At 74.1% G+C, this 26,491-nt stretch carries 26 protein-coding genes and 1 pseudogene; 13 read left to right on the forward strand and 14 right to left on the reverse strand.

The annotated features are described in order from the left end of the window. Positions 1–46: 46 nt before the first annotated feature. Genes ABH931_RS12510 through ABH931_RS12525 form a run of 4 tightly spaced genes read right to left on the reverse strand, consistent with a single transcriptional unit; the run spans position 47 to position 3,555 of the window. Positions 47–934: a glycosyltransferase family 2 protein gene (locus ABH931_RS12510; protein WP_370112464.1), complete on the reverse strand. Its 888-nt coding sequence runs from the start codon at positions 932–934 to the stop codon at positions 47–49. Positions 935–939: 5 nt separating this feature from the next. Further along, a complete protein-coding gene (locus tag ABH931_RS12515; protein WP_370112465.1) occupies positions 940–1,737 on the reverse strand; it encodes a CDP-alcohol phosphatidyltransferase family protein in 798 nt (265 codons plus the stop codon). 13 nt (positions 1,738–1,750) lie between these two features. Further along, positions 1,751–2,812 carry an iron-containing alcohol dehydrogenase family protein gene (locus ABH931_RS12520; RefSeq protein WP_370112466.1) on the reverse strand — a complete coding sequence of 354 codons (1,062 nt, stop codon included), beginning with the start codon at positions 2,810–2,812 and terminating at the stop codon, positions 1,751–1,753. Then, positions 2,800–3,555, reverse strand: coding sequence for a sugar phosphate nucleotidyltransferase (locus ABH931_RS12525; RefSeq protein ID WP_370112467.1), 756 nt, complete (start codon positions 3,553–3,555; stop codon positions 2,800–2,802). The genes ABH931_RS12520 and ABH931_RS12525 overlap by 13 nt, the downstream gene beginning before the upstream one ends. Before the next feature lie 193 nt (positions 3,556–3,748). Between ABH931_RS12525 and idi the strand changes: the two genes are divergently transcribed. Continuing rightward, the gene (idi, locus tag ABH931_RS12530) at positions 3,749–4,315 is read left to right on the forward strand and encodes an isopentenyl-diphosphate Delta-isomerase (protein WP_370112468.1); all 567 of its coding nucleotides are present in this window, start codon (positions 3,749–3,751) and stop codon (positions 4,313–4,315) included. Between the two features lie 152 nt (positions 4,316–4,467). Here the strand turns inward: idi and ABH931_RS12535 are convergent, their stop codons facing one another. Then, entirely contained in the window at positions 4,468–5,568 is a 1,101-nt protein-coding gene (locus ABH931_RS12535) for a calcium:proton antiporter (RefSeq protein ID WP_370112469.1), read from the reverse strand. Positions 5,569–5,697: 129 nt separating this feature from the next. Here ABH931_RS12535 and ABH931_RS12540 point away from each other — a divergent pair, with 129 nt between their 5' ends. From ABH931_RS12540 to ABH931_RS12550, 3 genes are all read left to right on the forward strand, one after another. Then, on the forward strand, positions 5,698–6,201 hold the full coding sequence (locus tag ABH931_RS12540; protein ID WP_370112470.1) for a MarR family winged helix-turn-helix transcriptional regulator: 504 nt from the start codon (positions 5,698–5,700) through the stop codon (positions 6,199–6,201). After that, positions 6,198–7,787, forward strand: coding sequence for an MFS transporter (locus ABH931_RS12545; RefSeq protein WP_370112471.1), 1,590 nt, complete (start codon positions 6,198–6,200; stop codon positions 7,785–7,787). The genes ABH931_RS12540 and ABH931_RS12545 overlap by 4 nt, the downstream gene beginning before the upstream one ends. A 68-nt stretch (positions 7,788–7,855) precedes the next feature. Then, complete coding sequence (locus ABH931_RS12550; RefSeq protein WP_370112472.1) at positions 7,856–8,401, forward strand: isochorismatase family protein; 546 nt, start codon at positions 7,856–7,858, stop codon at positions 8,399–8,401. Between the two features lie 53 nt (positions 8,402–8,454). On the opposite strand, the gene ABH931_RS12555 is transcribed toward ABH931_RS12550, so the two are convergent. Then, entirely contained in the window at positions 8,455–9,228 is a 774-nt protein-coding gene (locus ABH931_RS12555; RefSeq protein ID WP_370112473.1) for an SDR family oxidoreductase, read from the reverse strand. 136 nt (positions 9,229–9,364) lie between these two features. Between ABH931_RS12555 and ABH931_RS12560 the strand changes: the two genes are divergently transcribed. Beyond that, positions 9,365–10,174 (forward strand): L,D-transpeptidase family protein, encoded by an 810-nt coding sequence (locus ABH931_RS12560; protein ID WP_370112474.1) that lies wholly within the window; start codon positions 9,365–9,367, stop codon positions 10,172–10,174. Positions 10,175–10,206: 32 nt separating this feature from the next. Here ABH931_RS12560 and ABH931_RS12565 read toward each other — a convergent pair whose 3' ends face one another. Then, the gene (locus ABH931_RS12565; protein ID WP_370112475.1) at positions 10,207–11,433 is read right to left on the reverse strand and encodes a trans-acting enoyl reductase family protein; all 1,227 of its coding nucleotides are present in this window, start codon (positions 11,431–11,433) and stop codon (positions 10,207–10,209) included. 176 nt (positions 11,434–11,609) lie between these two features. On the opposite strand from ABH931_RS12565, the gene ABH931_RS12570 reads away from it, so the two are divergent. Then, the gene (locus ABH931_RS12570) at positions 11,610–12,413 is read left to right on the forward strand and encodes an ABC transporter ATP-binding protein (protein ID WP_370112476.1); all 804 of its coding nucleotides are present in this window, start codon (positions 11,610–11,612) and stop codon (positions 12,411–12,413) included. A gap of 52 nt (positions 12,414–12,465) precedes the next feature. Here the strand turns inward: ABH931_RS12570 and ABH931_RS12575 are convergent, their stop codons facing one another. Next, positions 12,466–13,578 carry a FecCD family ABC transporter permease gene (locus tag ABH931_RS12575; protein ID WP_370112477.1) on the reverse strand — a complete coding sequence of 371 codons (1,113 nt, stop codon included), beginning with the start codon at positions 13,576–13,578 and terminating at the stop codon, positions 12,466–12,468. After that, positions 13,575–14,588, reverse strand: a complete 1,014-nt coding sequence (locus tag ABH931_RS12580; protein ID WP_370112478.1) for a FecCD family ABC transporter permease — start codon at positions 14,586–14,588, stop codon at positions 13,575–13,577. The genes ABH931_RS12575 and ABH931_RS12580 overlap by 4 nt, the downstream gene beginning before the upstream one ends. Before the next feature lie 145 nt (positions 14,589–14,733). Here ABH931_RS12580 and ABH931_RS12585 point away from each other — a divergent pair, with 145 nt between their 5' ends. The 6 genes and pseudogenes from ABH931_RS12585 to ABH931_RS12610 all read left to right on the forward strand — a co-directional run bounded on the left by ABH931_RS12585 (position 14,734) and on the right by ABH931_RS12610 (position 21,658). Beyond that, complete coding sequence (locus tag ABH931_RS12585; protein ID WP_370112479.1) at positions 14,734–15,774, forward strand: ABC transporter substrate-binding protein; 1,041 nt, start codon at positions 14,734–14,736, stop codon at positions 15,772–15,774. Continuing rightward, entirely contained in the window at positions 15,774–16,583 is an 810-nt protein-coding gene (locus ABH931_RS12590; protein WP_370112480.1) for a siderophore-interacting protein, read from the forward strand. The genes ABH931_RS12585 and ABH931_RS12590 overlap by 1 nt, the downstream gene beginning before the upstream one ends. A gap of 31 nt (positions 16,584–16,614) precedes the next feature. Then, positions 16,615–18,078 carry an aspartate aminotransferase family protein gene (locus ABH931_RS12595; RefSeq protein ID WP_370112481.1) on the forward strand — a complete coding sequence of 488 codons (1,464 nt, stop codon included), beginning with the start codon at positions 16,615–16,617 and terminating at the stop codon, positions 18,076–18,078. Positions 18,079–18,098: 20 nt separating this feature from the next. Continuing rightward, positions 18,099–19,379 carry a lysine N(6)-hydroxylase/L-ornithine N(5)-oxygenase family protein gene (locus ABH931_RS12600; RefSeq protein ID WP_370112482.1) on the forward strand — a complete coding sequence of 427 codons (1,281 nt, stop codon included), beginning with the start codon at positions 18,099–18,101 and terminating at the stop codon, positions 19,377–19,379. Then, a pseudogene (locus ABH931_RS12605) lies at positions 19,376–19,834 on the forward strand (GNAT family N-acetyltransferase); the annotation flags it as partial. The gene ABH931_RS12600 and the pseudogene ABH931_RS12605, both read left to right, overlap by 4 nt. Before the next feature lie 36 nt (positions 19,835–19,870). Beyond that, entirely contained in the window at positions 19,871–21,658 is a 1,788-nt protein-coding gene (locus ABH931_RS12610) for an IucA/IucC family siderophore biosynthesis protein (RefSeq protein ID WP_370112606.1), read from the forward strand. Here the strand turns inward: ABH931_RS12610 and ABH931_RS12615 are convergent. Then, positions 21,645–22,211: a hypothetical protein gene (locus tag ABH931_RS12615; RefSeq protein WP_370112483.1), complete on the reverse strand. Its 567-nt coding sequence runs from the start codon at positions 22,209–22,211 to the stop codon at positions 21,645–21,647. The two genes, ABH931_RS12610 and ABH931_RS12615, sit on opposite strands and share 14 nt — an antisense overlap. Before the next feature lie 32 nt (positions 22,212–22,243). After that, the gene (locus ABH931_RS12620; RefSeq protein ID WP_370112484.1) at positions 22,244–23,527 is read right to left on the reverse strand and encodes an MFS transporter; all 1,284 of its coding nucleotides are present in this window, start codon (positions 23,525–23,527) and stop codon (positions 22,244–22,246) included. A gap of 131 nt (positions 23,528–23,658) precedes the next feature. Here ABH931_RS12620 and ABH931_RS12625 point away from each other — a divergent pair, with 131 nt between their 5' ends. Next, on the forward strand, positions 23,659–24,645 hold the full coding sequence (locus tag ABH931_RS12625; protein WP_370112485.1) for a DUF5937 family protein: 987 nt from the start codon (positions 23,659–23,661) through the stop codon (positions 24,643–24,645). A 13-nt stretch (positions 24,646–24,658) separates the two neighbouring features. Here ABH931_RS12625 and ABH931_RS12630 read toward each other — a convergent pair whose 3' ends face one another. Genes ABH931_RS12630 through ABH931_RS12640 form a run of 3 tightly spaced genes read right to left on the reverse strand, consistent with a single transcriptional unit; the run spans position 24,659 to position 26,437 of the window. Further along, a complete protein-coding gene (locus ABH931_RS12630; RefSeq protein WP_370112486.1) occupies positions 24,659–24,856 on the reverse strand; it encodes a hypothetical protein in 198 nt (65 codons plus the stop codon). 1 nt (position 24,857) lies between these two features. Next, on the reverse strand, positions 24,858–25,649 hold the full coding sequence (locus tag ABH931_RS12635) for a hypothetical protein (protein WP_370112487.1): 792 nt from the start codon (positions 25,647–25,649) through the stop codon (positions 24,858–24,860). Further along, positions 25,646–26,437, reverse strand: a complete 792-nt coding sequence (locus ABH931_RS12640; RefSeq protein ID WP_370112488.1) for an alpha/beta hydrolase — start codon at positions 26,435–26,437, stop codon at positions 25,646–25,648. The genes ABH931_RS12635 and ABH931_RS12640 overlap by 4 nt, the downstream gene beginning before the upstream one ends. Between the last annotated feature and the right edge of the window lie 54 nt (positions 26,438–26,491).

Raw genomic sequence — 26,491 nt, forward strand, 5'->3', positions numbered from 1 at the left:
AGGGCAGGGGGCCGATCACCGACGCCGGTGACGCCGGTGACGCTGGTCAGATCACGGGCGGGCGGCCCAGCTTCGTCATCCGCCACACCGTGGACCAGCGGATCGGGCGACGCGGCCCGGCCGGCTCGCGCCAGCCCGCGGCGAAGCCGCCGAGCCAGGCGCGCAGCGCCTCGCCGGAGGGACGGCGCGCCAGCGTCAGCAGGAACCAGACGCCGAGGTAGAACGGGACCAGCACGGCGGGCAGGTTGCGCCGGGCGAGCCAGACACGGTTGCGCGCGATGTTGTGGTTGTACGTCGCGTGCCGCGAGGGCAGCGTGCGCGGGTGACGCAGGACCACCTCCGGCAGGTAGTCGATCTCCCAGCCCGCGTCCAGCGCGCGCCAGGCGAGGTCGGTCTCCTCGTGGCCGTAGAAGAACTCGCCCGGCAGTTGTCCGGCCGTCGCGAAGACCTGCGAGCGGACGGCGCTCGCACCGCCGAGGAAGGTGGTGACCCTCCCGGCCCGCATCGGGTCCGAGGCGCGCAGTCGCGGGACGTGGCGGCGCTGGGTCAGGCCCTCCTCGTCGACGATCCGGAAGGAGACGATGCCGAGCTTCGGGTCGGCCGCGAAGGCCTCGCGCAGCTTCTCGGCGGAGTCCTCCAGCGGCAGCAACCCGTCGTCGTCGAGGAAGAGCACGACGTCGACGTCACGCCCGTCGGGACCGAACAGGTCGATGCCGACGTTGCGGCCGCCGGGGATGCCGAGGTTCTCCGGGACGGCCACGCCGCGCACACCCGCCGGGAGGTCCGGCAGGGGCGCGCCGTTGGCCACGACGGCGACCTCGACGACCGGACCGCGCTGGGCGGTGACGGAGTCGAGCAGGGCCTTCAGCTCCACGGGGCGGGTGCCCTGGGTGATGACGACCGCGCCGAGCTTGAGGTCCTTGGGTTCTGGCATGTCACTCACTTGAGCCGGCTGGACAGGACGATGCTGAGCAGGTGCAGGGCGGTCTGCAGCAGCGCGATCGCCGCCAGCACGACCACCGCGAGGCGGGTGAAGAAGAGGTCGCCGTGGATCGCGTCCGCGATGCCCGCCGCCAGCATGACGAGCGACGCCTCGACGCCGCCGATCAGGCGGTGGAACTTCAGCGCCGACGCGATCTTCCGGGCCTTGGCGACGCCGGCCGCGCGCGGCGCCGACGCGGAGTCCTCGACGGCGGTGAGGCCGCGGCGGATGCGGGCGACGTCGACGAGGTCGGTCTCCGCCTTGATCAGGATCGCGCCCAGCGCGGCGAGCGTGCCGAGGAACGCCCACAACCAGGCGCGGGCGCCGTGCTGCTGGAACAGGTCGGCCGCGCGCAGGCCGAAGCCGGTCAGCAGCGCCGCCTCGGAGAGGTAGTGCCCGATCCGGTCCAGGTAGACGCCGGTGGTGGAGGTCTGCTTGCGCCAGCGGGCGAGCTCGCCGTCGACGCAGTCCAGGCCCAGGTAGATCTGGATCAGCAGAGCGCCGAGGACCGCTCCCCAGAGGCCGGGCACCAGCAGCGCGGCGCCCGCCAGCACACCGGCGGCCATCATCAGCCAGGTCAGCTGGTTCGGCGTGACCGGCGCGTTCACCAGGTGCCGGGACACCCGGGAGGAGATCCGGCGCATGTAGAGGCGTCCGGCCCAGTGCTCGCCGGAGCGCCGGTCGAGCAGGCCCTCCGGGTGCGCGACGGCGCGGAACTCCGCGAGGGAGGGCTTGCCCGGCTTGCCGGCGTTCATGGCACCGTCCTGCTCAGGAGCAGACGTCTTTGACATAGGAGTGGTACGCGTCCCGGATGGCGGAGGGGGTCAGATCGAGGTGTTCCAGGATGGTGTAACGCCCCGGGCGGGTCTGCGGCGCGAAGTGCACCGCCTGCACGAACTCCTCCTCGGCGAAGCCGATCTGGTCCGCCGTCACCGGCAGGCCGTGGCGGCGCAGCGCCGTCACCATCTGTCCGGCCACCGGCAGGTCGCCGCGCAGGTAGGTGGCGAAGGCGGCGCCGAGCCCACACTGCTCGCCGTGCTGCCCCTTGCGTTCGGGGTAGAGGATGTCCAGCGCGTGGTTGATCTCGTGGCACGCCCCGCTGGCCGGTCGGCTGCTGCCGGCCACGTTCATCGAGATGCCGGTGAGCACCAGCGCCTCGGCGAGCGCGACGAGGAAGTCGTTGTCGGCGATGGTGCCCGGGTGGCGCAGGATGGTCTCGCCCGCGGTGCGGGACATCGCCGCGGCCAGACCGTCCACGCTCTCGCCGGTCTCGCGCTGGGACAGCTCCCAGTCGGCGATGCAGGAGATGTTGGAGACGGCGTCGCCGATGCCGGCGGCCACGTAACGCGCGGGAGCCTGACGGATGACGTCGAGGTCGACGATCATCGCGATCGGGCTGGGCACCCCGTAGGAGCCGCGACCGGCGTCGTTGTCGAGGGTGGAGACCGGCGAGCAGAGGCCGTCGTGGGCGAGGTTGGTCGCGACCGCGACGACCGGCAGGCCGACCCGAGCGGCGGCGTACTTCGCCACGTCGATGATCTTGCCGCCGCCGAGGCCGACGACCGCGTCGTAGTGGCCGCCCTTGATGTCGTCGGCGAGCTTGACCGCCGCGTCGAGGGTGCCGTCCCCGACCGTGAACCAGGCCGCTCCCGGAAGCTGCGGCGCCAGGCGCTCGCGCATGGCCGCGCCGGAGCCGTTGCTGACGGCCACGGCGATCCGGCCGGTGGAGGCGATGCCGGGGTTGGCCAGCACCTCGCCGAGGTGGTCGAGCGCGCCGGAGCGCACGTCGACCACCAGCGGCGAGGGGACCAGGCGGGTCAGTACCGGCACGCGAGCTCCCGGCCGCGGGCGAGGTCCTCGTGGTTGTCGACCTCGACCCAGTCGACCTGGCCGATCGGCTGGACGTCGATCCGCAGGCCGCGGTCGATCATCTCCTGGTAGCCGTCCTCGTAGTACAGCTGCGGGTCGCGCTCGAAGGTGGCCTGCAGCGCGGAGGCCAGGTCGTCGGCGGCGGACGGGTTGATCAGCGTGACGCCGATGTACTCACCGGTCGCGTCGGCCGGGTCCATCAGCTTGGTGATGCGGCGGGCGCCCTTCTCGGGGTCGACCGTGACCTTCATCTCCTCGTCGGCCAGCTTCTTGACCGTGTCGAGGGCGAGCAGGATGCCCGGCTGCTGACCGGCGGCGGTGAGCTTGGCGTTGGCCTCCAGCAGCGTCCGCTCGACCGAGGCCGGGTGGATGGTGTCGCTGTTGGCGAGGATCACACCCTCCTTGAAGAGGTCGCGCGCACACCACACGGTGTAGCAGTTGTTCCAGGTCTCAGCCTTGGGGTTGTCGACCAGGTGGAGTGTGACGCCGTGGCGCTTCTCCAGCGCGGTCTTGCGCTCGCGGATCGCGTCGGCGCAGTAGCCCACGATGATCGCCACGTCGCGCATCTCCACCTCGGCGAAGTTGCGCAGGGTGATGTCGAGGATGGTCCGCTCGTCGTCGACCGGCACCAGTGCCTTGGGCAGGGTGTCGGTGTAGGGACGGAGGCGGCTGCCCGCGCCTGCGGCCGGAACAAGGCCGATCATGTGAAGTCTCCAGGTTCAGGTGTCACGTACACGATGGGTTCGCCCCCACCCCATCGTGCCGATCATCATTGCGGACCGTGGCGTGGCCGGACAAGCCGAGGCGGATCCGGGGGCCTTTTGGGGCAGACTGTACCTGGCCCGAGATGAGGCCGTGACCGGCCCCAGATGGCGCGACCGAAGTGAAAGGTGATCCATGACCACCACCACCGTGACGACGACGACCGAGATCCTGCTCGAACTGGTCGACGAGCAGGGGCGGACGATCGGCACGGCCGAGAAGCTCTCCGCGCACCAGGCCCCCGGCCGGCTGCACCGGGCCTTCTCCGTGTTCCTCTTCGACGCCCAGGGGCGGATGCTGCTGCAACAGCGGGCGCTCGGCAAGTACCACTCCCCCGGCGTCTGGTCGAACACCTGCTGTGGCCACCCCTACCCGGCGGAGCCCCCGTTCGTCGCGGCCGCGCGCCGCACGGCGGAGGAGCTGGGCGCGGCACCGGTCCGCATGGAGCAGGCCGGCACGGTGACGTACGACCTCCCGGACGAGGCCTCCGGCCTGGTGGAGAAGGAGTACAACCACCTGTTCGTGGGCGTGGCCGAGCGGGCCTTCACCCCGAACCCCGACGAGGTCGCGGACACCGCGTTCGTCACCCCGGCCGAGCTGGCCGCGCTGCGCGCGCAGAAGCCGTTCTCGGTCTGGTTCGGCACGGTCCTCGACGCCGTGCTCCCGACGATCCGCGCGACCTTCCCGAACGCGGGCTGGTAGCGCGCCGGCAACGGAAGAGGCGCGCGCCGGGCACTCCCCCGAGTCCGCCCGGTGCGCGCGCCTCCCAGTGTTCTCGCGGGGACGGCACGGGGGCAAACGATTTGATGAGCCTCGAAACGTCGCGCCAGTTGCACCCCCAGGGGCGGTGCGACCTACGGGTTGGCCGCCAGCACCAGGTAGGCCGCCAGGATGGACAGGTGGACGCCGCCCTGGAGCGGCGTGGAGCGGCCGGGCACGACGGTGAGGGTGCCGACGATCATCGTGAGGGCCAGCAGCACCATGTGCGTCGGGTCGAGGCCGAGGACGAGCGGGCCGCTGAGCCAGATCGAGGCGATGGCGACCGCCGGGACGGTGAGGCCGATGCTCGCCATCGCGGAGCCCAGGGCCAGATTGAGGCTGGTCTGGACGCGGTCGCGGCGGGCGGCGCGGACCGCGGCGATGGTCTCCGGGAGAAGCACCAGCAACGCGATGACCACGCCGACGACGGAGGCGGGGAGCCCGGCCGCGGCGACGCCCTTCTCGATCGTCGGGGACTCCACCTTCGCGAGCCCGACGACGGCGACCAGGGCGACACCCAGCAGCCCGAGGCTGGTCAGCGCCTCGCGGGAGCTCGGCGGGTCGGCGTGGTCGTCGCCGTCGATGACCTCGCCCGCGCGGGTCAGCGGGAGGAAGTAGTCGCGGTGGCGGACGGTCTGGGTCAGCACGAACAGGCCGTAGAGGCCCACCGACGCGACCGCCGCGAAGGTCAGCTGGGTGGTGTTGAACTGCGGGCCGGGCGCGCTGGTGGTGAAGCGCGGCAGCACCAGGCTGAGCGTCGCGAGGGTCGCGACCGTGGCGAGCGCGGCGCCGGTGCCCTCGCTGTTGTAGACCGCGACGCGGTGCCGCAGCGAGGTGACCAGCAGGCACACGCCGACGATCCCGTTACAGGTGATCATGACGGCGGCGAAGACCGTGTCCCGGGCCAGCGTGGCGTTCTTCACCGGCCCGCCCGCCATCAGCGTGACGATCAGCGCCACCTCGATCGCGGTGACGGCGATCGCGAGCACGAGTGAGCCGAACGGCTCGCCGACCCGGTGGGCGATGACCTCGGCGTGGTGGACGGCCGCCAGCACCGCGCCGGCCAGGAAGACCGCGACGACGGCGACGAGAACGGCGGGCAGCGAGCGACCCCAGGTGCCGATCAGCAGGAGCAACGCGAGCGCCGGGAGGAAGACGGTCCATTGTCGGGCGAAACGGCGCAAACGATCACTCATGGTGATGAGCTTGCCATAACAGGACCTTCCGACCGGCACGACGGGCCGCACCCGCCACCAGCAGGAATCGACAGGAAAACTCAACAGGCAAACTTGCCATTTCTCCTGTCGACCTCATAGGGTTGTTATATGCCACCGATCGAGCCGACCCCCACCGAGCTCGCGGTCGAGCTCCACGCCGTCCTCGGCCTGCTCGCCCGCCGCGCCCGCGCGGCCACCGCCGCGACGGAGCTGACCGCCTCACAGCGCTCCGTCGCCGCGAGGCTGCTGCGGGAGGGGCCGGCGACCACCGCCGACCTGGCGCGGGCCGAGTTCGTCCGGCCGCAGTCGATGCGGATGACGCTCGGCGCCCTCGAGGAGCGCGGGATGATCGCCCGCACCCCCCACCCCACGGACGGGCGCCAGGTCCTGGTCGAGCTCTCCGAGGACGGGCTGGCGACCATCGCCGGCATCCTGCGCACCAAGCAGGACTGGCTCACGTCCGCGATCACGGCCGACCTCGATCCCACCCAGCGCGAGGCCCTCGCCACCGCCCTGCCGGTGCTGCGCGCGCTGGCCGGCACCGAGGCCACCGGGGCCTCGACACCCGGGCCGCCACCGCTCGGGGCCACCGGCGCGGGAGACGGAGCGTGAGCCCGGAAACCGGGCCACACGCCTCCACCCGTGACGTGCCCGGCGCCGGCGGCGCCGGCCCGGAGACCGGACACCGCGTCGCACTGCCGCGCGTCGGGGCTCAGGTGCCGCAGGCCCTCGACGTCCCGCGCCCGCCGGAGGCGGGCCGCGTCGGAGCGTCCAGTCGCGCGCGGCTCTCGCGCCACCCGGTGGACGCCGAGGCGCCGACGCCCGCGGCCTCGATCTCGGCCCCGGCCCCGATGCGCAAGCCCTTCAGCGGCGCGATGATGGCCCCGCTGCTCCTGGGTGTCGCGCTCAACCCGGTCAACTCCACCATGATCGCCACTGCCCTGGTCGCGATCGGTCACGCCTTCGGCGTCGGCGTCGCGCAGACGGCGTGGCTGGTGGCCAGCCTGTACCTGGCCAGCGCCGTCGGTCAGCCGACGATGGGACGGCTCGCGGACCTGATCGGGCCGCGCCTGGTGTTCCTCGGCGGGCTCGTGGTCGTTCTCGCCGCCGGACTGGTCGGCGCGCTCGCGCCCGCCTTCGGCTGGCTGATCGCCTCCCGCGTGCTGCTGGGCATCGGCACCTCCGCCGCCTACCCCTCCGCCATGGCGATGCTGCGCACCGAATCGCGCCGTGCCGGCGTCGAGGCGCCGCGCCGGGTGCTGGGGCGACTGTCGCTCGCCTCGCTGGCCAGTGCCGCCGTCGGCCCGGTGCTCGGCGGCGCGCTCGCCGCGACCCTCGGCTGGCGGGCGGTCTTCGCCGTCAACATCCCGGCCGCTGTGGCGGGGCTCGTGCTGGCCTGGCGCTGGGCGCCGGCCGATCCGCAACGGGCCGCCGACCGCGGCCGGATCAGCCTCGACCCGCCCGGCCTGCTGCTCTTCGCCGCGACCATCGCCACCACGATGCTCTTCCTGATGAACCTGGCCCACCCGAACTGGCTGCTGCTCGTCCTCGCCGCCCTGCTCGGCACGGCCCTGGTCCGCTGGGAGCTACGCGCGGACCAGCCCTTCCTCGACCTGCGCCTGCTCGGCCGCAGCCCCGGTCTGACGCGCACCTTCGTCCGCAGCGGTCTGACCTACCTGGTCCTGTACTGCATGCTCTACGGCTTCTCGCAGTGGCTCCAGGAGTCGCACGGCCTCAGTGCGTTCCACGCGGGCCTGATCGCGCTGCCGATGTCGGCGACCGCCGCCGTCTTCTCGCTCCTCGGGGCGCGGACGCGGACCCTGCGGGCGCCGCTGCTGGCGCTGACGGTCCTGCTCGGGATCGGGTCCGCGTTGTTGCTGGTCCTGGACGCGGGCACACCGATCGTGGTGCTGGTGCTGGTCAGCACGGTGTTCGGGGTCGGCCAGGGGCTGGCCTCCAGCAGCAACCAGGCCGCCGTCTACGCCCAGGCGCCCGCCGAGGGCACCGGCTCGTCGGCCGGTCTGCAGCGCACCTCGATCTACCTGGGCGCGATCCTCTCCTCCTCCGTGCTCGCGCTGCTCTTCGGCAGCCGCGCCACCGACGTCGGCCTGCACGGCATCGCCGTCGTGATGGGCGTACTGAGCGCGGCCCTGCTCCTGCTCACCCTCGCGGACCGCGCGCTGGGCGCGGACCGCTGACCCCCCGCACACACCGTCGCAGCCCATCGAGGCCCATCGAGGCCCATCGCCGAAGGAAGGCACCCCCCATGACCGCCACCACCATCGACCCGACCAGCGCACTGATCCTGATCGACCTGCAGCGGGGCATCGTCGCCCTCGCGGCCGAGCACGGCGTGGACGAGGTCCTCGCCAACGCCGAGAAGCTCGCCACCGCGTTCCGCGAGCGCGGCCTGCCCGTGGTCCACGTCAACGTCACCGGCGGCGCGCCGGGGCGCACCGAGCTCAGCCGTCCGGCCGGGCAGTTCCCGGCCGACTTCGCCGAGCTGGTCCTGCCCGTCGCCGAGGACGACGTCCTGGTCACCAAGCAGACCTGGGGCGCCTTCCACGGCACCGGCCTCGACGCGGCGCTGCGCGAGCGCGGCGTCACCCAGGTTGTGCTCGCGGGCATCGCGACCAGCGTGGGCGTGGAGTCCACCGCCCGGTCCGCCCACGAGCACGGCTACCACGTCAGCGTCGCGACGGACGCGGTCGCCGACCGCGATGCCGTCTCCCACGAGCACAGCCTCACCCGCGTCTTCCCGAAGCTGGGTGAGACCGGCACGACCGCGGAGCTGATCGCCCTGCTCGGCTGAGCGACCTGCCGAGGACCTCGGCCGGGGCCGATCCCGGACTAACCCCGGCCGAACTAACCCCGGCCGAGGAGGGGCATACCCGTCGCCATGATGGTCATGAACGGCACGTTCACGTCCAGCGGCAGCGAGGCGAGGTGGACGACCGTCGAGGCGACGTGCGCGGCGTCCATGACCGGCTCGACGGCGATGCGGCCGTCGGCCTGGAGGATGCCCTGCGTCATCCGCTCCGTCATCTCCGTGGCCGCGTTGCCGATGTCGATCTGACCCACCGCGATCCGGTGGGCGCGGCCCTCCAGAGCGAGCGACTTGGTCAGGCCCGTCATCGCGTGCTTGGTCGCCGTGTAGGCGACGCTGTTGGGGCGCGGGACCTGCGCGGAGATGGAGCCGTTGTTGATGATGCGGCCACCCGCCGGGTCCTGGTCCCGCATCTGCGCGAAGGCCCGCTGGGCGACCAGGAAGGCGCCGGTGAGGTTCACGTCGACGATCGCGCGCCAGCGCTCCGGCGGCAGCTCGGCCGCGGGAGCCGGGGTGCCGAAAGAACCGGCGTTGTTGAAGAGCAGGTCCAGGCGCCCGTAGCGGTCGGCGATCCCGTCGAAGAGCGCGGCGACGGCCTGCTCGTCGGTGACGTCGGCGGGCCGGACCCAGGCCTGGGCGATCTCCGCCCCGGTCTCCTTCAGCGCCTCCTCCCGGCGGCCGGTCAGCACCACCGTCCAGCCGGCGCGGCCGAGTGCCCGCGCCGTGACCCGCCCGATGCCCGAACCAGCCCCGGTCACCAGGGCGATCCGCCCCGCCGGCCGCTGGTCTTCCCCGTTGAACGCCTGCTCCATGCAGCTCCTCCCGTTGATCACCACGCTACCGCTTCGGTGGGGCGAAGCGGCGTGTCACTGGCGTGGCGGGGCCGTGAGCCAGGCCATAGGCTGTGCGGCACCCGAACAGTGATGCCGTCTCAGGAGGCACCGCCGCATGCCGCACGCGTCCCAGGGTCGTCACACCAAGCCCCGCACCACCGTCCGGCAGCGCACCGGCGCCGTCGCCCTCCTCGGCGCGGCGGCCGCCGCGGTCTCCCTGCTCGTGCCCGGGTCCGCCCAGGCGGCGCGCACGTCGTCGGCGGCTGGGGCCGACGGAACGACCGTCGCCGTGGCGCCGCAGTCGGCCACGCCGCACTTCCCCGTGCCGGTCCGGATCGGCAACGCACGGCAGGTGATCACCGTGCAGGCCCACGGCAGCTACGCCGTGGTGACGGCCTGGCAGCTGAACCCGATCGGCTGGCAGCGCGTCTTCTTCACCACGGCTGCCCGGATCGGCGCCCACGGGCTCGCCAACGGCGCAACCCGCAAGCAGGGCACCTACACCACGCCCACCGGCACCTACACGATCACGCGCGGCTTCGGCAACGGCGCGGCGCCGAGCGGGACGCGGATGCCGTACCACCGGGTGACCGCACAGGACTGGTGGGTCGAGGACCCGCAGTCGGCCTACTACAACACGATGCGGACGGTCCGGCCCGGCACCAACCCCGGCTTCCCGCTCACGGAGGCGGGCGACCGGGGCAGCGAGCACCTCGCCAACTACCCCGTGCCGTACCACAACGCGCTGGTCATCGACTTCAACATGCGCCCGGCCGTCCCGGGCCGGGGCGCGGGCATCTTCCTGCACGACCTGAACGCCTCGGCCGGGCCGACGGCGGGCTGCGTGGCCGTACCGGCGAGCGTGCTGACCCGCATCCTGCGGTGGATCAACCCGGCCGCGCACCCGGTGATCGCGATCGGCTGACGCCGACGCCGCGGGCCCCGGGGCGCGCGGCGTCAGCCGACGTAGCGGCCCGGGGCCTCCGAGGGGCGGGCGCCGAGGGTGCGGAAGGTGATGCCCGCCGCGCGCAGACGGTCGATCAGCGCCGTGCCGCAGGCGGCGGCCGTGGTCTGCTGACCCGCCGTCTTGGGCAGGTCGTCGTAGGCGAGGCAGAGGGCGGTCTCGGCCAGCATCTTGGCGGTCTCGCCGTAGCCCGGGTCACCACCGGAGACCTCGGTCCAGATCCGGCGGTCGCCCGCGACGCCGCTGAACCTGACGGTGAACCAGCTGCGGGCGCGCTGCTCGGCGTCCGGACCCGCACCGGAGGGGCGCAGGCCCTCCAGCCCGCGGCGGAGCGGCGGGATCTGGGCGCCGAGGGCGATCCCGGTCACGCCGAGGATGCCCGCCACGGCGATCGGGAGACGCTTGACGGCGGCGTAGTGGCCGTAGCGGAAGTCCGGCCCGTACTGCGGCAGGGCCGCCGCGCTGCGCAGGATGACCTGCTGGTCGATCGCCGGCATCGGCACGACCCAGGCCCGGGCGTCCTTGGACCAGCGTGGGCCCACCATGACACCGTGCACCTTCCGGCCGACCGGCCGCTCCTCCACCGCGCGCCGCGCCTTCGCCGCGCGGCCGGTCTGGACAGGCCGGGAGAAGGCGGTGAGCGCGGAGGCGAAGGTGCCGCCCGAGAAGGTGGCGGCGGCACGGACGTAGCCCTCGACGGTGACGGGGCCGTCCAGCTCCTCCCGGCCCGCGGCGCGGGCCAGTTCGCCGACGGTGTAGAGCACGCCGAGGTCGTGCGGCACGGAGTCGAAGCCGCAGGCGTGCAGCAGGCGGGCGCCGCTGGCCACGGCCCGGGGGTGGTACCGGGTGTACATGGCGTCGACGAACTCCGGCTCCCCGGTGAGGTCGACGTAGTCCGTGCCGGCCTCGGCGCAGGCGGCGACGAGCGGCTCGCCGTACTTCTGGTAGGGACCGACGGTGGAGATGACGACCCGCGCGGACCGCGCCACCTCGCCGAGTGCGGCGGCATCCGCACTGTCGGCGACGAGCACCGGCAGCTCGGGCAGTCCGAGCCGCTCCCGCACCGCCTCCAGCTTGGCGCGGTTGCGCCCGGCGACGGCCCAGCGACAGCCCTCCGGCGCATGGGCGGCGAGGTACTCGGCGGTCAGCCCGCCGGTGAAGCCGGTCGCCCCGAAGAGGACCACGTCGTAGGCACGTTCCGCTGCTCGCTCAGAGACCATGCCCAGCACTCTAGCGCTACCGGCCGGTAACGGGCCCGGTCTCGGGCACCGGCTTCCGCACGAACAGGCAGGCCTGCTGCCGACGCACACCGCAGCGTCCGGATGCCCGGGCCCTCGCCGGAGCCGTGCCAGGGACGGCTTGACATAGTTAGGTTAGGCAACCCTAAGTTAATTGCATGCTAGAGACCCGCTCCCTCCATCTCTCCTACGACCGCGGCCGCGCCGCGATCGTCTCCGATCTCGACCTCGCCCTGCCTCGCGGCGCCGTGACCGCGATCGTCGGGCCCAACGGGTGCGGCAAGTCGACGCTGCTGCGCGGGCTGGCGCGGTTGCTGCGGCCCGCGGCCGGGGCCGTGCTGCTGGACGGCGGCGACCTGCACCGCCTGCCCTCGCGCGAGGTGGCGCGGCGGCTCGGGCTGCTGCCGCAGCAGCCCGTGGCGCCGGAGGGGATCACGGTGGAGGGGCTGGTGCGGCTCGGACGGCACCCTCATCAGGGGCTGTTCGGCGCATGGAGCGCCGCCGACCAGGAGGCCGTCGAGCGGGCACTCGCCCGGACCGGGACGGCGGAGCTGCGGGACCAGCCGGTGGACCGGCTCAGCGGCGGTCAGCGCCAGCGCGCGTGGATCGCGCTGACGCTGGCGCAGGAGACGGAGCTGCTGCTCCTGGACGAGCCGACCACCTTCCTGGACCTGCGCCACCAGCTCGACGTGCTTGACCTGGTGACGCGGTTGCAGCGGGAGTCGGACCGGACGGTGGTCATGGTCCTGCACGACCTCGGCCAGGCCGCCCGCTACGCCGACCATCTGGTGGTGCTGCGCGCGGGCAGCCTGGTCTCGGCCGGGCCGCCGCGCGAGGTGCTCAGCGCCGAGCTGGTGGCGGCGGTGTTCGAGGTGGAGTGCCGGGTCGTCCCCGACCCGGAGACCGGCACCCCGCTCGTCGTCCCCGCCGCCCGCCACGGCGGCGCTGCCGCAGCGGCCTGACCCGCCGCCGCGACGACACCCGCGCCGCCGCCCCCGCACCGTCCGCCGCGCGTCACACCGTCGTCGAGCGGCGCTCCTTGACCAGCAGGCGGACCAGGTAGCCACCACCCAGCAGGCCGGTCACCACACCGACCGGCAGCTGGTGGCCCGGTATCGCCCGCTGCGCCGCCCAGTCCGCGAGGACGAGCAGCAGCGCACCCATGGCCGCCGACGGCAGCAGGTTCGGGCCGGGCGCGCGGGTCAGCCGGCGGGCCAGCTGCGGGGCCGTCAGCGCGACGAACGCCACCGGCCCGACGGCGGCGGCCGCCGCGGCCGCGAGCAGCAGCGCGCAGAGCAGCAGCACCCGTCGGGTGCGGGCGACCGGCACACCGAGCGCGGTCGCCGCGTCGTCGCCGAGTTCGAGCAGGCGCAGGGCGCGGCCGTGGCCGAGCACGACGAGCGGGCCGAGCAGCGCGAACACGAGAGCGACCGTGCCCGCGGCGGGCCAGTCGCTGCCGTCCAGGCTGCCGGTGAGCCAGAGCACCGCGCGGGCGGCGTCGGCCAGCCGGCCGCGGGTCAGCAGGTAGCCGTTGACGCCTGTCAGCACCGCGCCGAGCGCGATGCCGACCAGCACCAACTGCTGGCGCCCGCCCCGGGCCAGCAGCAGCACGGCTCCCCCGGCGGCCAGCGCGCCGAGGACCGCGCCGACCGGGACCGCCGCGGCCGCGGCGCCGCCGCCGCCGAGCAGCACGATCACGGTGAGGGCGCCGGCCGCGGCGCCCTGGGTGAAGCCGAGGATGTCCGGGCTGCCGAGCGGATTGCGCAGCAGTGCCTGGAACACCGCACCGGACAGCGCCAGGGCCGCGCCCGCGAGCAGCCCGGTGGCGACCCTCGGCAGGCGCAGGTCCCAGACCACGAAGTGCGCCGCCGGGTCAGCGGCGGCCGACCCGGGGTCGACCAGGGCTCGCACCACCTCCGCCGGGCTGATCGTCAGATCCCCCGCCCCGGCGAGCGCGAGGACGGCGACGGCGGGGGCCGCGAGCAGGAGCGCGAGCGTCACCAGCCGTGCGCGCCGGGCGGCGCGCTCCGCGGCCGCCCGCCAACGCGGACGAGCCGCGCGGCCGGCCTCGCGGGCCGCCGCCTCGGGCGCGCCCGGATCGGCCACTGGCGACACGTCGGCGCTCATGCCGCGCCTCCCCTGCGGCAGACCAGTACCAGCAGCAGCACGCCGCCGGCGACCGCGGTCACGACACCCACCGGCAACTCCCCCGGCCGGGCGACCAGACGGCCGAGGACGTCGGCGCCGAGCAGCAGGACGGGACCGAACAGGGCGCAGTAGGGCAGTTGGCGGCGCGGATCGGGTCCGGTGAGCCGGGCGACCAGGTGCGGGGTGAGCAGGCCGACGAAGACCAGCGGCCCGCAGGCCGCCGTCGCGGCGCCGCACAGCAGGGTGACCGCGACGGTCGCGGCGGCGCGGGTCACCGGCAGCCGGGCGCCCAGCGCCCGGGCGGAGTCCTCGCCGAGCGCCAGCGCGCCGAGCGGCCGGGCGAGGACGAGGGCCAGCGCCAGACCGGCCAGGACGAACGGCGCCATCGCCACGACCGTGCCCGACCGGGCGGAGGCGAGCGAGCCGACGGTCCAGAAGCGCATGCGGTCGAGCGCGTCGGTGTCGAGCAGTTCGACCGCGCTGACGTAGGAGTACAGCGCGGCGTTGACGGCGGTCCCGGCGAGGACCAGGCGCGTGGGCGTGGCCGCGCGCCCGCCGCCGACGGCGTGCACCAGGACGGCGACGACGGCGGCTCCGGCGAAGGCGAACCAGACGGCCCCACCGAATCCCGAGAGCCCGAGGAACGCCGAGGCGGTGACGACGGCGGCCGAGGCGCCCGCATTGACGCCGAGCAGCCCGGGATCGGCGAGCGGATTGCGCGTCAGGGCCCGCATCACGCCCCCGGCGAGGCCGAGCGCGGCCCCGGCGAGCAGCCCGAGCAGCGTGCGCGGCAACCGCATGCCGTGCACGACGTCGTAGCCCGGGGCGGCCGGATCGGTGAGGCCCTGCCAGACGGCGCCCGGGGAGAGCGGCTTGGCGCCGAGCGCGAGGGAGAGGACGAGGACTGCGAGCAGCAGGGTGCCGGTGGCGAGTGGCAGCCGAAGGGCTCGGAGGCCGAGCGGGGGTGGGCCTGCGGTCAGCGCGGTCATGGGCGGAGGGCCTCCGGAAGGTCGGTGGAGCAGGGACTGGACACCCTGCCGGAAACTTAGGTTAGGCTACCCTAAGTTGACCTTGAGCCCCTGGGGCCGGTCCTCTCCCCTGCCTCCGCCTTCTCCTCAGAAAGCGTTCAGCGCCATGCCCGTTCAGCCTTCCCGCCGTACCCTGCTCGCCGCCGGCGGTGCCGCCGGTCTCGGCGCGCTCCTCGCCGCCTGCGGTTCCGGCTCCGGCTCCCGCTCCGGGGCCCGCAGCGGCGACGCCCAGGCGTCCGGCGGCGCCTCCGCCGGACCGTGGCGGTTCACCGACGACCGGGGCACCGCCGTCTCCCTCCCCCGGACCCCGACCCGCGTCGTCGCCTACACCGGCACGGCCGCCGCGCTCCACGACTTCGGCGCGGCCGACCGCGTCGTCGGCGTCTTCGGGCCGACCCGACTCGCGAACGGCAAGGCCGATCCGATGGCCGGCCGGCTCGACCTCTCCAAGGTGACCGTCCTCGGCAACGCCTGGGGCGAGTTCGACCTGGAGAAGTACGCCGCACTGCGCCCGCAACTGCTGGTCACCGGCATGTGGCTGCCCGGCCAGCTCTGGTACGTCCCCGACGCGAGCAAGGACAAGATCGCCGCCTTGGCCCCCACCGCCGGGCTCAGCATCGCCAAGGTGCAGCTGCCCGAACCACTGCGCCGCCACGAGCAGTTGGCCGGGCTGCTGGGCGCGGACCTCACCGCCGCGTCCGTCGTCTCCGCCAAGCAGCGCTTCCAGCAGGCCGCCGAGACGCTGCGCCGCACCGCGAAGGCACGCGGCGGGCTGCGGGTGCTGGCGGCCTCCGCCAGCGCCGACCTGCTCTACGTCTCCGATCCGACCGTCTACCCGGACCTGTCCTACTACCGCAGCCTGGGCGTCGAGCTGATCACCCCGGGCAAGGTCCAGGGCGGCTTCTTCGAGTCGCTGAGCTGGGAGAACGCCGACAAGTACGGCGCGGACCTGATCCTGCTCGACAGCCGCAGCTCCGCCCTCCAGCCGAAGGACCTCACCGGCAAGCCGACCTGGCAGCAGTTGCCGGCCGTCAAGGCCGGGCAGGTCGTGCCCTGGCTGAGCGAGGTGCGCTTCTCCTACACGGGCTGCGCGCCGCTGGTCGAACAGCTCGCCGGTGCGCTCGACCGAGCGAAGAAGGTCGCCTGATGGCCGCGACGTCCTCCGGATGGGACTTCCTCGACCTGCGGGTGCTGCGCGCGCAGACCCTCGGGCCGTCCATGCGCCGGATCGTCTTCGGCGGCCCGGACGTCGACCGGTTCCGCTCAGGCGGACGGGACCAGCGGTTCAAGCTGTTCCTGCCCCGGGAGGGGGAGGCGCAGCCGCTCGTCCCGACCTGGGCCGGCCCCGACTGGTACGCCGAATGGCGGCAACTGGACCCGGAGCGGCGAGCGGTGATGCGCTCCTACACCGTGCGCGCCCAGCGTCCCGGTGAGCTCGCCGTGGACTTCGCCCTGCACGACGGCACCGGACCGGCCGGCCGCTGGGCCGCGTCCGCCGCTCCCGGCGATCGGGCGCTGGCGCTCGGCCCCACGGACGCGGACAACGCGGGCGTCGACTTCCGCCTGCCGCAGGGCACCCGGTGGGTGCTGCTGACCGCGGATCTGACCGCGCTCCCCGCCGTCGCGGGCATCGTGGCGTGGCTGGGTGCCGAGCGGCCCGAGCTGCCGGTGCGGGCGTGGATCGAGGTGCCGTTCGAACGGGACCGCCAGGAGCTGGCGTCGCAAAGCACGGATGTGGACGTGCGCTGGGTCGCCCGGGGCGGCCTGCCGGGCGCGGTGCTCTCGGCGGACCGCCTGCCGGCGGGGACGCCCTACGCCTGGCTGGCCGGTGAGGCGGGGTGCGTGCGGGACCTGCGCAGGCATCTGCTGCGCGAGCGCGGGTTCGACCGAGCGCGGATCACCTTCACCGGCTACTGGCGCAGAGGCGCGAGCGAGGACGAACTCCTGGCCGCATAGCGGTCCCCTGCACACGTAGAGAGAGGTTCCCATGCCGCAGCACCCACAGGCTCAGCTCTTCGACTCCCGCTCCACCGACGCCTACCGGCACCTGGTCAGCAGCGGCGCCGACCTGGTCGCCCGCCATGTCCGCGCCGCCCCGGGCCCGTTCACCGGTGTCACCCCGCAGGCACTCGCCGCCCGGGTCGACGCCGTCGATCTCGACCGGCCGCTCGCGGACGCCGACGCCGCGCTGGAGGAGCTCGCGCGGCTCTACCTCCGCGACGCGGTCTGGTTCCACCACCCCCGCTACCTCGCCCATCTCAACTGCCCGGTCGTCCTGCCCGCCCTGCTCGGCGAGACGATCCTGAGCGCCGTCAACTCCTCCCTCGACACCTGGGACCAGAGCGCGGGCGGCACGCTCGTCGAACGGCGGCTCATCGACTGGACGGCGGGCCGCCTCGGTCTCGGCCCGCTGGCGGACGGGGTCTTCACCAGCGGCGGCACGCAGTCGAACCTGCACGCGCTGCTGCTGGCGCGCGACGAGGCGCTCGCGGGGGACCTGCCGCGGCTGCGGGTGCTCGCGTCCGAGGCGGCACACTTCAGCGTCGAGAAGTCGGCGCACCTGCTCGGGCTCGGCGCGCGGGCCGCACGGCCCGTCGCGACCGACGAGCGCCGCCGGATGGACCCGCGGGCCCTGGAGCGCGCACTGGAGCGGTGCCGCCGGGCCGGCGAGCTGCCGATGGCCGTGGTCGCCACGGCCGGGACCACCGACTTCGGCAGCATCGATCCGCTGCCCGCGATCGCGGCGGTCTGCGCCCGCCACGGCGTGTGGCTGCACGTCGACGCGGCCTACGGCTGCGGCCTGCTGGCCTCGCCGACCCGCCGCCACCTGCTGGCCGGGGTCGAGCGGGCCGACTCGGTGACCGTCGACTTCCACAAGTCCTTCTTCCAGCCCGTCAGTTCCAGCGCCGTCCTGGTCCGCGACGGACGCGCCCTGCGGCACGGCGGGCACCACGCCGACTACCTCAACCCCCGGCGGATGGCCGAACGCGGCATCCCCAACCAGGTCGACAAGAGCCTCCAGACCACGCGTCGCTTCGACGCACTGAAGCTCTGGCTCACCCTGCGGGTGATGGGCGCGGACGGGGTCGGCGCGCTCTTCGACAGCGTGCTGGACCGGGCGGCCGAGGGGTACGCGCTGCTGGCCCGCGACCCGCGCTTCCGCGTCGTGACCGAGCCGGAGCTGAGCACCCTCGTCTTCCGCTGGACCCCGCGCACCGACCTCGGCGTCTCTTCCGTCGACGCCGCCTCGGTCGACGCCGCCAACCTGCACGCCCGCGAGGCCCTCGCGGCGAGCGGAGCCGCCGTGGTCGCCGGGACCGTCGTGGACGGGCGGCACCACCTGAAGTTCACCCTGCTCAACCCGGCCACCACCACCCACGACCTCGCCGCCGTGCTGGATCTGCTGGACGCCCACGCCACCGCCTACCTCGCCGCCGATCAGGCCGCCTGAGCCGGAAGAGGACCACACCCATGACGGACAGCAGGACCCACGACTTCGTCGCCATCGGCCTCGGCCCGTTCAACCTGGGCCTCGCCTGCCTCAGCGCGCCGCTGGCCGACATCGACGGCGTCTTCCTGGAGCGCAAGCCGGAGTTCGACTGGCACCCGGGCATGATGCTGGAGCAGGCCGGCCTTCAGACGCCGTTCCTGGCCGACCTGGTCACCCTCGCCGACCCGGCCTCGCCGTTCTCCTTCCTGAACTACCTCAAGCAGCAGGGACGGCTCTACTCCTTCTACATCCGCGAGAACTTCTTCCCGCTGCGCAGCGAGTACGTCGACTACTGCCGCTGGGCCGCGTCCCGTCTCGGCTCGGTGCGGTTCGGACGGGAGGTGACCGCCGTCGAGCACGACCCGGGCGACGGCAGCTACCTCGTCCGCTGCGCCAACGGCGAGAGCCACCGCGCGCGGCGGCTCGTCCTCGGCACCGGGACGCCCCCGCACCTGCCCGCCGCCCTCGACGGGGTGGGCGGACCGGCGCTGCACAGCTCCCGCTACCTGGACCACGCCGAGGAGCTGCGCAAGCGCGAGCGGATCACCGTCGTCGGCAGCGGCCAGAGCGCCGCGGAGATCTACCTCGACCTGCTCGGCGACATCGACCGCTACGACTACGAGCTGGTCTGGGCCACCCGCTCGCCGCGCTTCTACCCGCTGGAGTACACCAAGCTGACGCTGGAGCTGACCTCACCGGAGTACGTGGACTACTTCCACGCGCTGCCCTCCCCCGTCCGCGACCGGCTCGGCGAGGCGCAGAAGGCCCTCTACAAGGGCATCAGCGCGGACACCGTGAACGCCGTCCACGAGCTGCTCTACGTCAAGTCCCTGCGGGGTCCGGTGCGGACCCGGCTGCTGACCAACACCGCGCTGACCGCCGCCCGCTACGACGGCCCGGCAGGCGCCTACGAACTGACCCTGCACCAGCGTGAGCAGGACGTGACGCACACGCTGCGCACGGACGGGCTCGTGCTGGCGACCGGCTACCGCTACCGCGAGCCCGGCTTCCTGGCCGGGATCAGCGACCGGATCGCCCGCGACGAGCGGGGACGGCTGGCGGTACGGCGCGACTGGTCCGTGGACGCGGCCGGGCGCGGCGAGATCCTCGTGCAGAACGCCGCGCTGCACACCCACAGCCTCTCCGACCCCGACCTCGGCATGGGCGCCTACCGCAACTCCGTGCTGCTTCGCACCCTCACCGGCCGCGAGGTCTACCCGATCGAGCGCCGCATCGCCTTCCAGGAGTTCTCCGCCGCATGAGCACCACCAGCACCACCACGGCCGTCGCCGACGACTTCACCTTCCGCCGCGTCGACCCGGAGGCCGACGCCGCCCTGCTGCACGGGTGGGTGACCCACCCCAAGGCGGTGTTCTGGCTGATGCAGGACGCCACCGTCACCGCCGTCCGCGACGCCTACGCGCCACTGGACGCCTGGATCGGCTGCTACCGCGGCCGGCCCGCCGTGCTGATGGAGCGCTACGACCCCGCCGACACCGAGCTGAACACCGTGCACCGGGCCCTCGCCGGCGACGTCGGCCTGCACTTCCTCACCGCGCCGACCGCCCGGCCCGTCCCCGGATTCACCCGCGCCGCGCTCGCGGCCGTGCTGCGGCACCTCTTCGCCGACCCGGCCGCACGGCGGGTCGTGGTCGAGCCCGACGTGCGCAACCGGGCGGTGCACCGGGTCAACGCCGCCGTCGGCTTCCGGCCGGTGCGCGCGGTGACACTGCCCGCGAGCGGCAAGCGGGCGCTGCTCAGCACCTGCACCCGCGAGCAGTTCCGGGCGGCCGGCGGGGAGCGGGAACGGGAGCCGCTGGCCCATCTGACGCCGGAGCTGTGGGCGCGGGCCAACCGCCAGCTGGTCCGCAAGGCGCTGGCGGAGTTCGCGCACGAGCGTCTGATCACGCCCGTGCCGCTGCCCGGGAGCGGCGGCTGGTTCGGCGTCGGCAGCGACGACGACACGGTGGGCTACCGGTTCCGCGCCGAGGTGCTGGCGCTGGACCACTGGCGGATCGAAGCCGGGAGCATCCTGCGCCTGCGTGCCTCGGACCGCGTCGAACTGCCGTTGGACGCGGCCGAGCTGGTGCTGGAGCTGCGGCGCAGCCTCGGGATCTCGGACGAGGTACTGCCGCTGTACCTGGAGGAGATCACCGGCACCCTCGCCGCCACCGCGTTCAAGCTCTCCCTGCCCGCTGAGGGCGCGGCGGAGCTGGCCGCCTCGGACTTCCAGTCGATCGAGGCGGCCATGACCGAGGGCCACCCCTGTTTCGTCGCCAACAGCGGCCGGCTCGGCTTCGACGCCGTCGACCACCTGCGCTACGCGCCGGAGGCGGGCGCCCCGGTGCGGCTGCTCTGGGTGGCCGTCCATCCCGACCACGCCGTGCGGTCGTTCGGGCGCGGCGTGGACCCCGAGGAGCTCGGCGCGCCGCAGCTGCCCGCCGCGCTCGCGGGTTACGTCGCCATCCCCGTCCACCCGTGGCAGTGGCAGCACCGGCTGGCAGTCTCCTACGCCGACGAGATCGCCCGCGGCCGGATCGTGCTGCTGGACCACGAGCAGGACGAGGGCCGCGACAGCCGCCTGGCGCAGCAGTCGATCCGCACCTTCTTCAACTCCGCCGCGCCCGACCGCCCGTACGTGAAGACAGCGCTGTCCGTCCTCAACATGGGCTTCACCCGCGGGCTCTCGGCCGACTACATGGAGCACACGCCGGCCGTGAACGACTGGCTGGCCGACCTCGTGGCCGCCGACGCCACGCTGGCCGGCTGCGGCTTCGCGATCCTGCGCGAGCACGCGGCCGTGGGCTACCGCCACCCGCGCTACCCCAAGGGCAGCGCGCAGCAGAAGCAGCTCGCCGCGCTGTGGCGGGAGAGCCCCGTGCCGCTGCTGGGCGAGGGTGAGCGCGTCGCGACCATGGCGGCGCTGCTCCACACCGACCGCGACGGCGCCCCGCTCGCCGGGGCCCTGATCGCCTCCTCGGGGCTGGCCCCCGAGGAGTGGGTGCGCCGCTACCTCACCGCCTACCTCACGCCCGTGGTGCACGGGCTGTGCGCGTACGGGCTCACCTTCATGCCGCACGGCGAGAACGTCATCCTCGTCCTGGACGCGGACGGCGCGCCGCTGCGCGTCCTCTTCAAGGACATAGCCGAGGAGATCGCCGTGCTGGACCCGGCCACCGCGCTGCCGCCGCAGGTGGCACGGATCCGCGCGGAGGTGCCCCCGGAGCTGTGGGGGCTCTCCGTGCACACCGACGTCTTCGACTGCTTCCTCCGCTTTCTCTCGGCGGAGCTGCACGCGGGCGGCATCCTGCACCAGGACGCCTTCTGGGCCGTGGTGGCCCGCGTGCTGCGCGACTACGAGGCGGCCCACCCCGAACTGGCCGACCGGTTCGCCGCGCTGGATCTCTTCTCCGAGCGGTTCGCGCTCTCCTGCCTGAACCGGCTGCAACTGCGGAACAACCGGCAGATGGTGGACCTGACCGATCCGGCCGGTGCCCTGCTGTTCGCCGGGACACTGCCCAATCCCCTCACAGGCCACTGACGACGGCCGGGTCCGCCGGCGCGTCCGGGGCGGCGGCGCCCTGGGCCGGCTGTTCCCGCTCGACCGCCTTGATGTGGCGCCGTGCCAGCCAGAGCGGCACGGCGCCCAGGACGCCGAAGGACATGTCGATCGGCAGCCACCACAGCGGCAGCCCGCGCAGCGGTCCGCAGACCGCGGCGAGCGGGATGATCCCGGCGCAGGCGATCAGGCCGAACTCCAGCACCCAGACGTTGCGGACGGGCTCGCGCAGCGGTCCGACGAAGGCCACCGCGATGACCAGGTGGGCGAAGGCCAGCCAGTCGGTGCCGTAGGCGAGGAACGGGTAGTCGCGCCCGGTGGCGACCAGACCCGCGTGGACGCTCCTGGCCCACTCGACGACGGACGGGAAGTGGCCGGCGAGGCCCGCGAGCGGGGAGCCGCGGTCGCTCGCCCACCACACCAGCCAGCCCGACTCGCTGACGAGCGGAAAGGCGGTCAGCCCGGCCAGCACCAGTCCGGCCATGAACAGGACGATCCACACCCGTGCGCGCCGCAGGCGCTCCTCTTGGCTCATGCGCCCCATCATGGACCTGTTTTTGAACGCGTTCAACTCCGCTTGGCCGAGAGCCCGCGATCGAGGACGGCCAGCAGCAGGACCGCCAGGCCGCACAGCAGGACCAGGAACAGCCACGGCAGCGAAACTCCTTGTGCCAGCAGCAGCGTGAAAAGCGCCGGGGCCGCCGTCTGGCCGGCCGTCCAGGACAGCTGGTACACCGCCAGGTACCGACCGCGCAGGTGCGCGGGCGCGAGTGCGACGCTCAGCTCCTCCCGGAACGGCGTCGCCACCGTCTCGGCCAGGTTGTAGAGCCCGGTCGCGCACACCAGTCCCACGACCACCGCCCACCCGGGGACGGACGGCAGCACGGCGAAGACCCCGCACGCCGCGCCGTAGAGCAGCGCGCCCCAGCCCACCACGCGGGTGGGCCGGAGCCGGCCCAGCCACGCGGCGACAGCCGTCTGCGTCAACACGACCTGGGCCCCGTTCGCGACCAGCAGCACCCCCGCGATCCAGGCCGGGCCGTGCAGACCCCGCGTCACGAACACGGCCAGCAGCAGCGGCAGGACGAGGGAGGGGAAGACGAAGGCGAGGTTGACCAGGACCAGCAGCATGTACCGGCGGTCCCGCAGCACGGTCCCGTAGCCACCGCCGGCGCTCCCGTTCGTGGTCGGCGCCGGAGCCGACGGGCGGGCGCCCTCGGCCGGTCCTCCGAGGCCCGGCCGCCAGAAGGCGAGCAGCAGCGCGGCCACGGCGTAGCTGACGGCGTTGACCAGCACCACCGCACGCAGGCCGGTCACCCCGCCCGTGCCCACGGCGAACGCGCCGAGCGCGCCGCCCGCCGCCAGTCCGGCGTTGCGCAGCGTGTGCAGCAGCGCGAACCAGCGGGGCCGCTCCTCGGCCGGCGCGGCCAGGGCGACGAGCCCGGTGCTGGAGGTCCAGTAGCCGACGGCCCCGATCTGGGCGAGCCAGGCGACCACCACGATCTCCCAGAACCGGTCGCTGACCAGGAAACCCGCATACGCGACCGCGGAGACCGCGTTCCCGGCGAGCGCCACCCGCCGCGGCCCGAACCGGTCGACGAGCGGACCGACCACGACCGCCGTGGGCGAGGCGACCAGGCGAGCCAGCGTCAGCGCCGCGCCGACGGCGATGAGCGGGAGCGTGGTGGTCGCACCGAAGTACACCACCACAAAGGTGAGGACGAGGCCGGTGCCGAGGCTGTCGACGGTGGCGGCGCCCAGGAGCCGTCGGTTGCCCGACGTCGACGGCAGACCGAGCCTGTCGCGCAGCGAGCCGATGGTGCCGGTGTTCCCGGTGATCAGAGTGGACATGCTGGCAGGGCCTTTCGGCGGACGTGGTCAGATTCGCCCACGAGTCTTCGGGCCGCTAGGGTCCGTGCCCAGAGATTCCATGCCGGTCGAATCCACCACCGGTCGGCCGCCGGCTTCGCGAGGGGGACGCGGTGCTCACCCTCGACTTCTCGGCCCGCGACCTGGCCCGGGTCCGGTTCGCCTACACGCCGCTGGGCGAGACCGTGTCGAGCCTGCGCGCCCTGAAGGACCCGGGGTCGCGGCCGGTGCACCTGCCGTGGGCACGGCGCACCCAGGCGCTGCTGACGGAGCGGCAGGTCCGCTTCGAACTGCTCTCGGCCCTGGTCCGGGTGCCGTCCTCGTACATCCCCGACTTCCTCACCCCCGTCCCGGAGACGGGCAGCCCGAGCCTCGAGGACGAACTCGCCGCCCTGCGGTCCCTGCCTCCCGCGGCGTTGCGCACCGATCTGGGCCGCCTCGGCCACCCGTTGCCGCCGCTGGTCGAGGAGCTCCACCGCGAGCCGGCGTCCGGCCTGCCCCGGCTGGCCGACGAGATCCGCGCCTACGCGGAGGTCGCCGTCACACCGCACTGGCCACGGATGCGGCGGCTGTTGGACGCTGAGATCCTGCGCCGTGCCCGGCTGATGGCGACGGACGGCGCCGCCGGCCTCTTCTCCGACCTGCACCCGATGGTGAGCTGGGAGAACGGGCGGCTGCACGTGGCGCACCGCACCTACCACCACGACCGCAGCCTGGAGGCCGGGCTCGGGCTGGTGGTGATCCCGTCGGTGTTCGTCTGGCCCGAGTGCTTCTCCCAGACCAACCCGCCACGGCAACCGGGCCTGACGTACCCGGCGCGCGGCGTCGGCTGCCTGTGGGAGTCCGGGCCGCCCGCCGCGCCCGACGGACTGGTCCGCGTCTTCGGCCGTTCCCGCGCGGCGCTGCTCGCCGCGTTGGACACCCCGCACTCGACGACGGAACTGGCGGCGCGCACGGGCATGCCGGCCCCGACGGTCTCCCATCACCTCAAGGCCCTCCAGGCGGCGCGCCTGGCCACGGCCACCCGGGTGGGCCGCAGCGTGCTGTACCTGCGCAGCCCGGCGGCGGAGTCGCTGTTCGGGGACGCCGACGCGGGCTAATCCGCTCAGCTCGTCAGCTCGTCAGCGTCCCGATGAGGATCGAGGTCCACCAGGCCGCCTGCGACACCAGGGCCGCCGCACCGGCCCGCCACAGCAGCCGCGTCGGCAGGTCGCGCCACCGCCCGGCCCGCGCGAGGCCGGGGACGGAGCCGCGCAGCGCGTGGGCGAGGACGCCGTTGACGGCGGCCACCGGGGTGGCGACGAGGTTCACGTCAAGCGGGTCCGAGCGTACGCCGCAGGAAGCCGTCCACCGCCGTCAGCGAGGCGGCGGCGGTGGGACCGGTGAGCAGGTCCACGCCGTGGGCGGTCCCGGGCAAGGTGAGCACCCGCGCCGTGCCGGGCCTCGCGACGGCGTCGAACCGCTGGGCGGCCGCCGCCGAACCGTAGGCGTCGTCCGCCGCGGTGAGCAGCAGCAACGGACAGGGCAGCCGGGGAACGTACTGCGCCACGGCGACGTCCGGCAGCAGCGTCTCCTCGGCGGAGAGGGAGACCACCCCGGCGACGGCCGGGCCGGTTCCCGCCGCCGCGACGATGGACGTCTTCGCCCCCTTGGACGCGCCCAGCAGCACCACCGGACCCGCGCCCCCGGCGCGGGCCGCCGCCACCACCGCCCGCAGTTCGTCGGCGGGCGGCGCCCCCGCGTAGTCCCAGAGCAGCACCCGGTAGCCCTCCCCCGTCAGCCGCCGGGCCAACGGCAGCCACGCGCACAGCACACGGTCGCTCTGGTTCGACATCACCACGGTGCGCCGCCCGCGTCCGAGCACCGCCACGGGCAGGGCGGCCGACGGGCCGTGCACGACGAGCGTCGCGATCGGCACCCCCGGCCCGAACGCGTCGGCCGTGACGCATCCGTCGAGCGCGGCTGCCGTGGCAGGAGCGGACAGGACGGTCACTGTGGGCGCGGAACCGGCTCCTGGCGACGCGCCGCCCGCGGCGCACGCGGCGCAGAGGGCGAGAAGCAGGGCGGAGGCGACGACCGAACGGGCACGTGCACGACGAGTCATCCGAGGCTCCTGGTGAGGAAGGCGGCGAGCGCAGTTCGCAACGAGGACGGTGCCGGGTCGGCGAGGAGGTCCCAGCCGTGGCCGGAGCCGGGCGGCAGGACCGTCAGCGAGCGGAGCCGGGCCGGGGTGCCGAGCACCGCGAGCAGGTGCCGCAGGGCGGGGACGGTGACGTAGGGGTCGTCCTGGGCCACGGCCAGCAGGACGGGCAGGCGAACAGCGGCGGCGACGCGCAGGGGGCGGTCCAACTCGTCCGGGGAGAGCGCGGCGACGGCCCGCAGCCCCGGGAAGGGACGCGCGGCGAAGGCGAGGGCCTCGGCGCCGCCTGCGGACGCCCCGAGCAGCACCTCCCGGGTGGCGCCGTCGCGCCGCAGCGCCGTCAGCGCGGCGGCCGTGTCGGCGTCGGGGTCGGCGTCGGGGTCGACGGCGCCGGACGAGGCCGGACAGTCGCTCCCGCCCTGGCACCGGTCGTCGAAGAACAGCACCCGGTAACCCGACGCCGCCAGCACCTCGGCGTACTGGAGCCAGCCGCACTTGCCCCGGCCACCCGACTCCGGGACCAGCAGCACGCCTCGCCGGCCGGTCCCGGCCTCCAGCGCCGCGAGCCGCACCCCGTCGGCCGTCCGCACGGTGAGCGCTCGCACCGTCGCGGCGCCCGACGGTACCGCGCCGCAGGGCAGCGGCCTGGCGACCCCGGGCGCGGGGCCCGCGGTCCTCCCGGCGCACCCGCACAGCAGCAGTGCGCACAGCGCGAGCGCGCAACAGGCAAGAGAGCACGGCTTGGTGGGCATGTCCCGAGACTGGCGCGGCCGCCGCCCGGGCGGCGATAGTTTTGGACGGCGCCG

The sequence above is a fragment of the Streptacidiphilus sp. MAP12-33 genome, from assembly GCF_041261265.1.
Taxonomy (GTDB): domain Bacteria; phylum Actinomycetota; class Actinomycetes; order Streptomycetales; family Streptomycetaceae; genus Streptacidiphilus.

Bases quoted from the DNA above. Each gene is read 5' to 3' on its own strand.
- ABH931_RS12535 (WP_370112469.1), bottom strand. From the start codon at position 5,568: ATGAGTGATCGTTTGCGCCGTTTCGCCCGACAATGGACCGTCTTCCTC.
- ABH931_RS12640 (WP_370112488.1), bottom strand. From the start codon at position 26,437: ATGCCCACCAAGCCGTGCTCTCTTGCCTGTTGCGCGCTCGCGCTGTGC.
- ABH931_RS12550 (WP_370112472.1), top strand. From the start codon at position 7,856: ATGACCGCCACCACCATCGACCCGACCAGCGCACTGATCCTGATCGAC.
- ABH931_RS12615 (WP_370112483.1), bottom strand. From the start codon at position 22,211: ATGAGCCAAGAGGAGCGCCTGCGGCGCGCACGGGTGTGGATCGTCCTG.
- ABH931_RS12510 (WP_370112464.1), bottom strand. From the start codon at position 934: ATGCCAGAACCCAAGGACCTCAAGCTCGGCGCGGTCGTCATCACCCAG.
- idi (WP_370112468.1), top strand. From the start codon at position 3,749: ATGACCACCACCACCGTGACGACGACGACCGAGATCCTGCTCGAACTG.
- ABH931_RS12570 (WP_370112476.1), top strand. From the start codon at position 11,610: ATGCTAGAGACCCGCTCCCTCCATCTCTCCTACGACCGCGGCCGCGCC.
- ABH931_RS12590 (WP_370112480.1), top strand. From the start codon at position 15,774: ATGGCCGCGACGTCCTCCGGATGGGACTTCCTCGACCTGCGGGTGCTG.
- ABH931_RS12595 (WP_370112481.1), top strand. From the start codon at position 16,615: ATGCCGCAGCACCCACAGGCTCAGCTCTTCGACTCCCGCTCCACCGAC.
- ABH931_RS12525 (WP_370112467.1), bottom strand. From the start codon at position 3,555: ATGATCGGCCTTGTTCCGGCCGCAGGCGCGGGCAGCCGCCTCCGTCCC.
- ABH931_RS12565 (WP_370112475.1), bottom strand. From the start codon at position 11,433: ATGGTCTCTGAGCGAGCAGCGGAACGTGCCTACGACGTGGTCCTCTTC.
- ABH931_RS12560 (WP_370112474.1), top strand. From the start codon at position 9,365: ATGCCGCACGCGTCCCAGGGTCGTCACACCAAGCCCCGCACCACCGTC.
- ABH931_RS12585 (WP_370112479.1), top strand. From the start codon at position 14,734: ATGCCCGTTCAGCCTTCCCGCCGTACCCTGCTCGCCGCCGGCGGTGCC.
- ABH931_RS12575 (WP_370112477.1), bottom strand. From the start codon at position 13,578: ATGAGCGCCGACGTGTCGCCAGTGGCCGATCCGGGCGCGCCCGAGGCG.
- ABH931_RS12540 (WP_370112470.1), top strand. From the start codon at position 5,698: ATGCCACCGATCGAGCCGACCCCCACCGAGCTCGCGGTCGAGCTCCAC.
- ABH931_RS12635 (WP_370112487.1), bottom strand. From the start codon at position 25,649: ATGACTCGTCGTGCACGTGCCCGTTCGGTCGTCGCCTCCGCCCTGCTT.
- ABH931_RS12555 (WP_370112473.1), bottom strand. From the start codon at position 9,228: ATGGAGCAGGCGTTCAACGGGGAAGACCAGCGGCCGGCGGGGCGGATC.
- ABH931_RS12620 (WP_370112484.1), bottom strand. From the start codon at position 23,527: ATGTCCACTCTGATCACCGGGAACACCGGCACCATCGGCTCGCTGCGC.
- ABH931_RS12515 (WP_370112465.1), bottom strand. From the start codon at position 1,737: ATGAACGCCGGCAAGCCGGGCAAGCCCTCCCTCGCGGAGTTCCGCGCC.
- ABH931_RS12600 (WP_370112482.1), top strand. From the start codon at position 18,099: ATGACGGACAGCAGGACCCACGACTTCGTCGCCATCGGCCTCGGCCCG.
- ABH931_RS12580 (WP_370112478.1), bottom strand. From the start codon at position 14,588: ATGACCGCGCTGACCGCAGGCCCACCCCCGCTCGGCCTCCGAGCCCTT.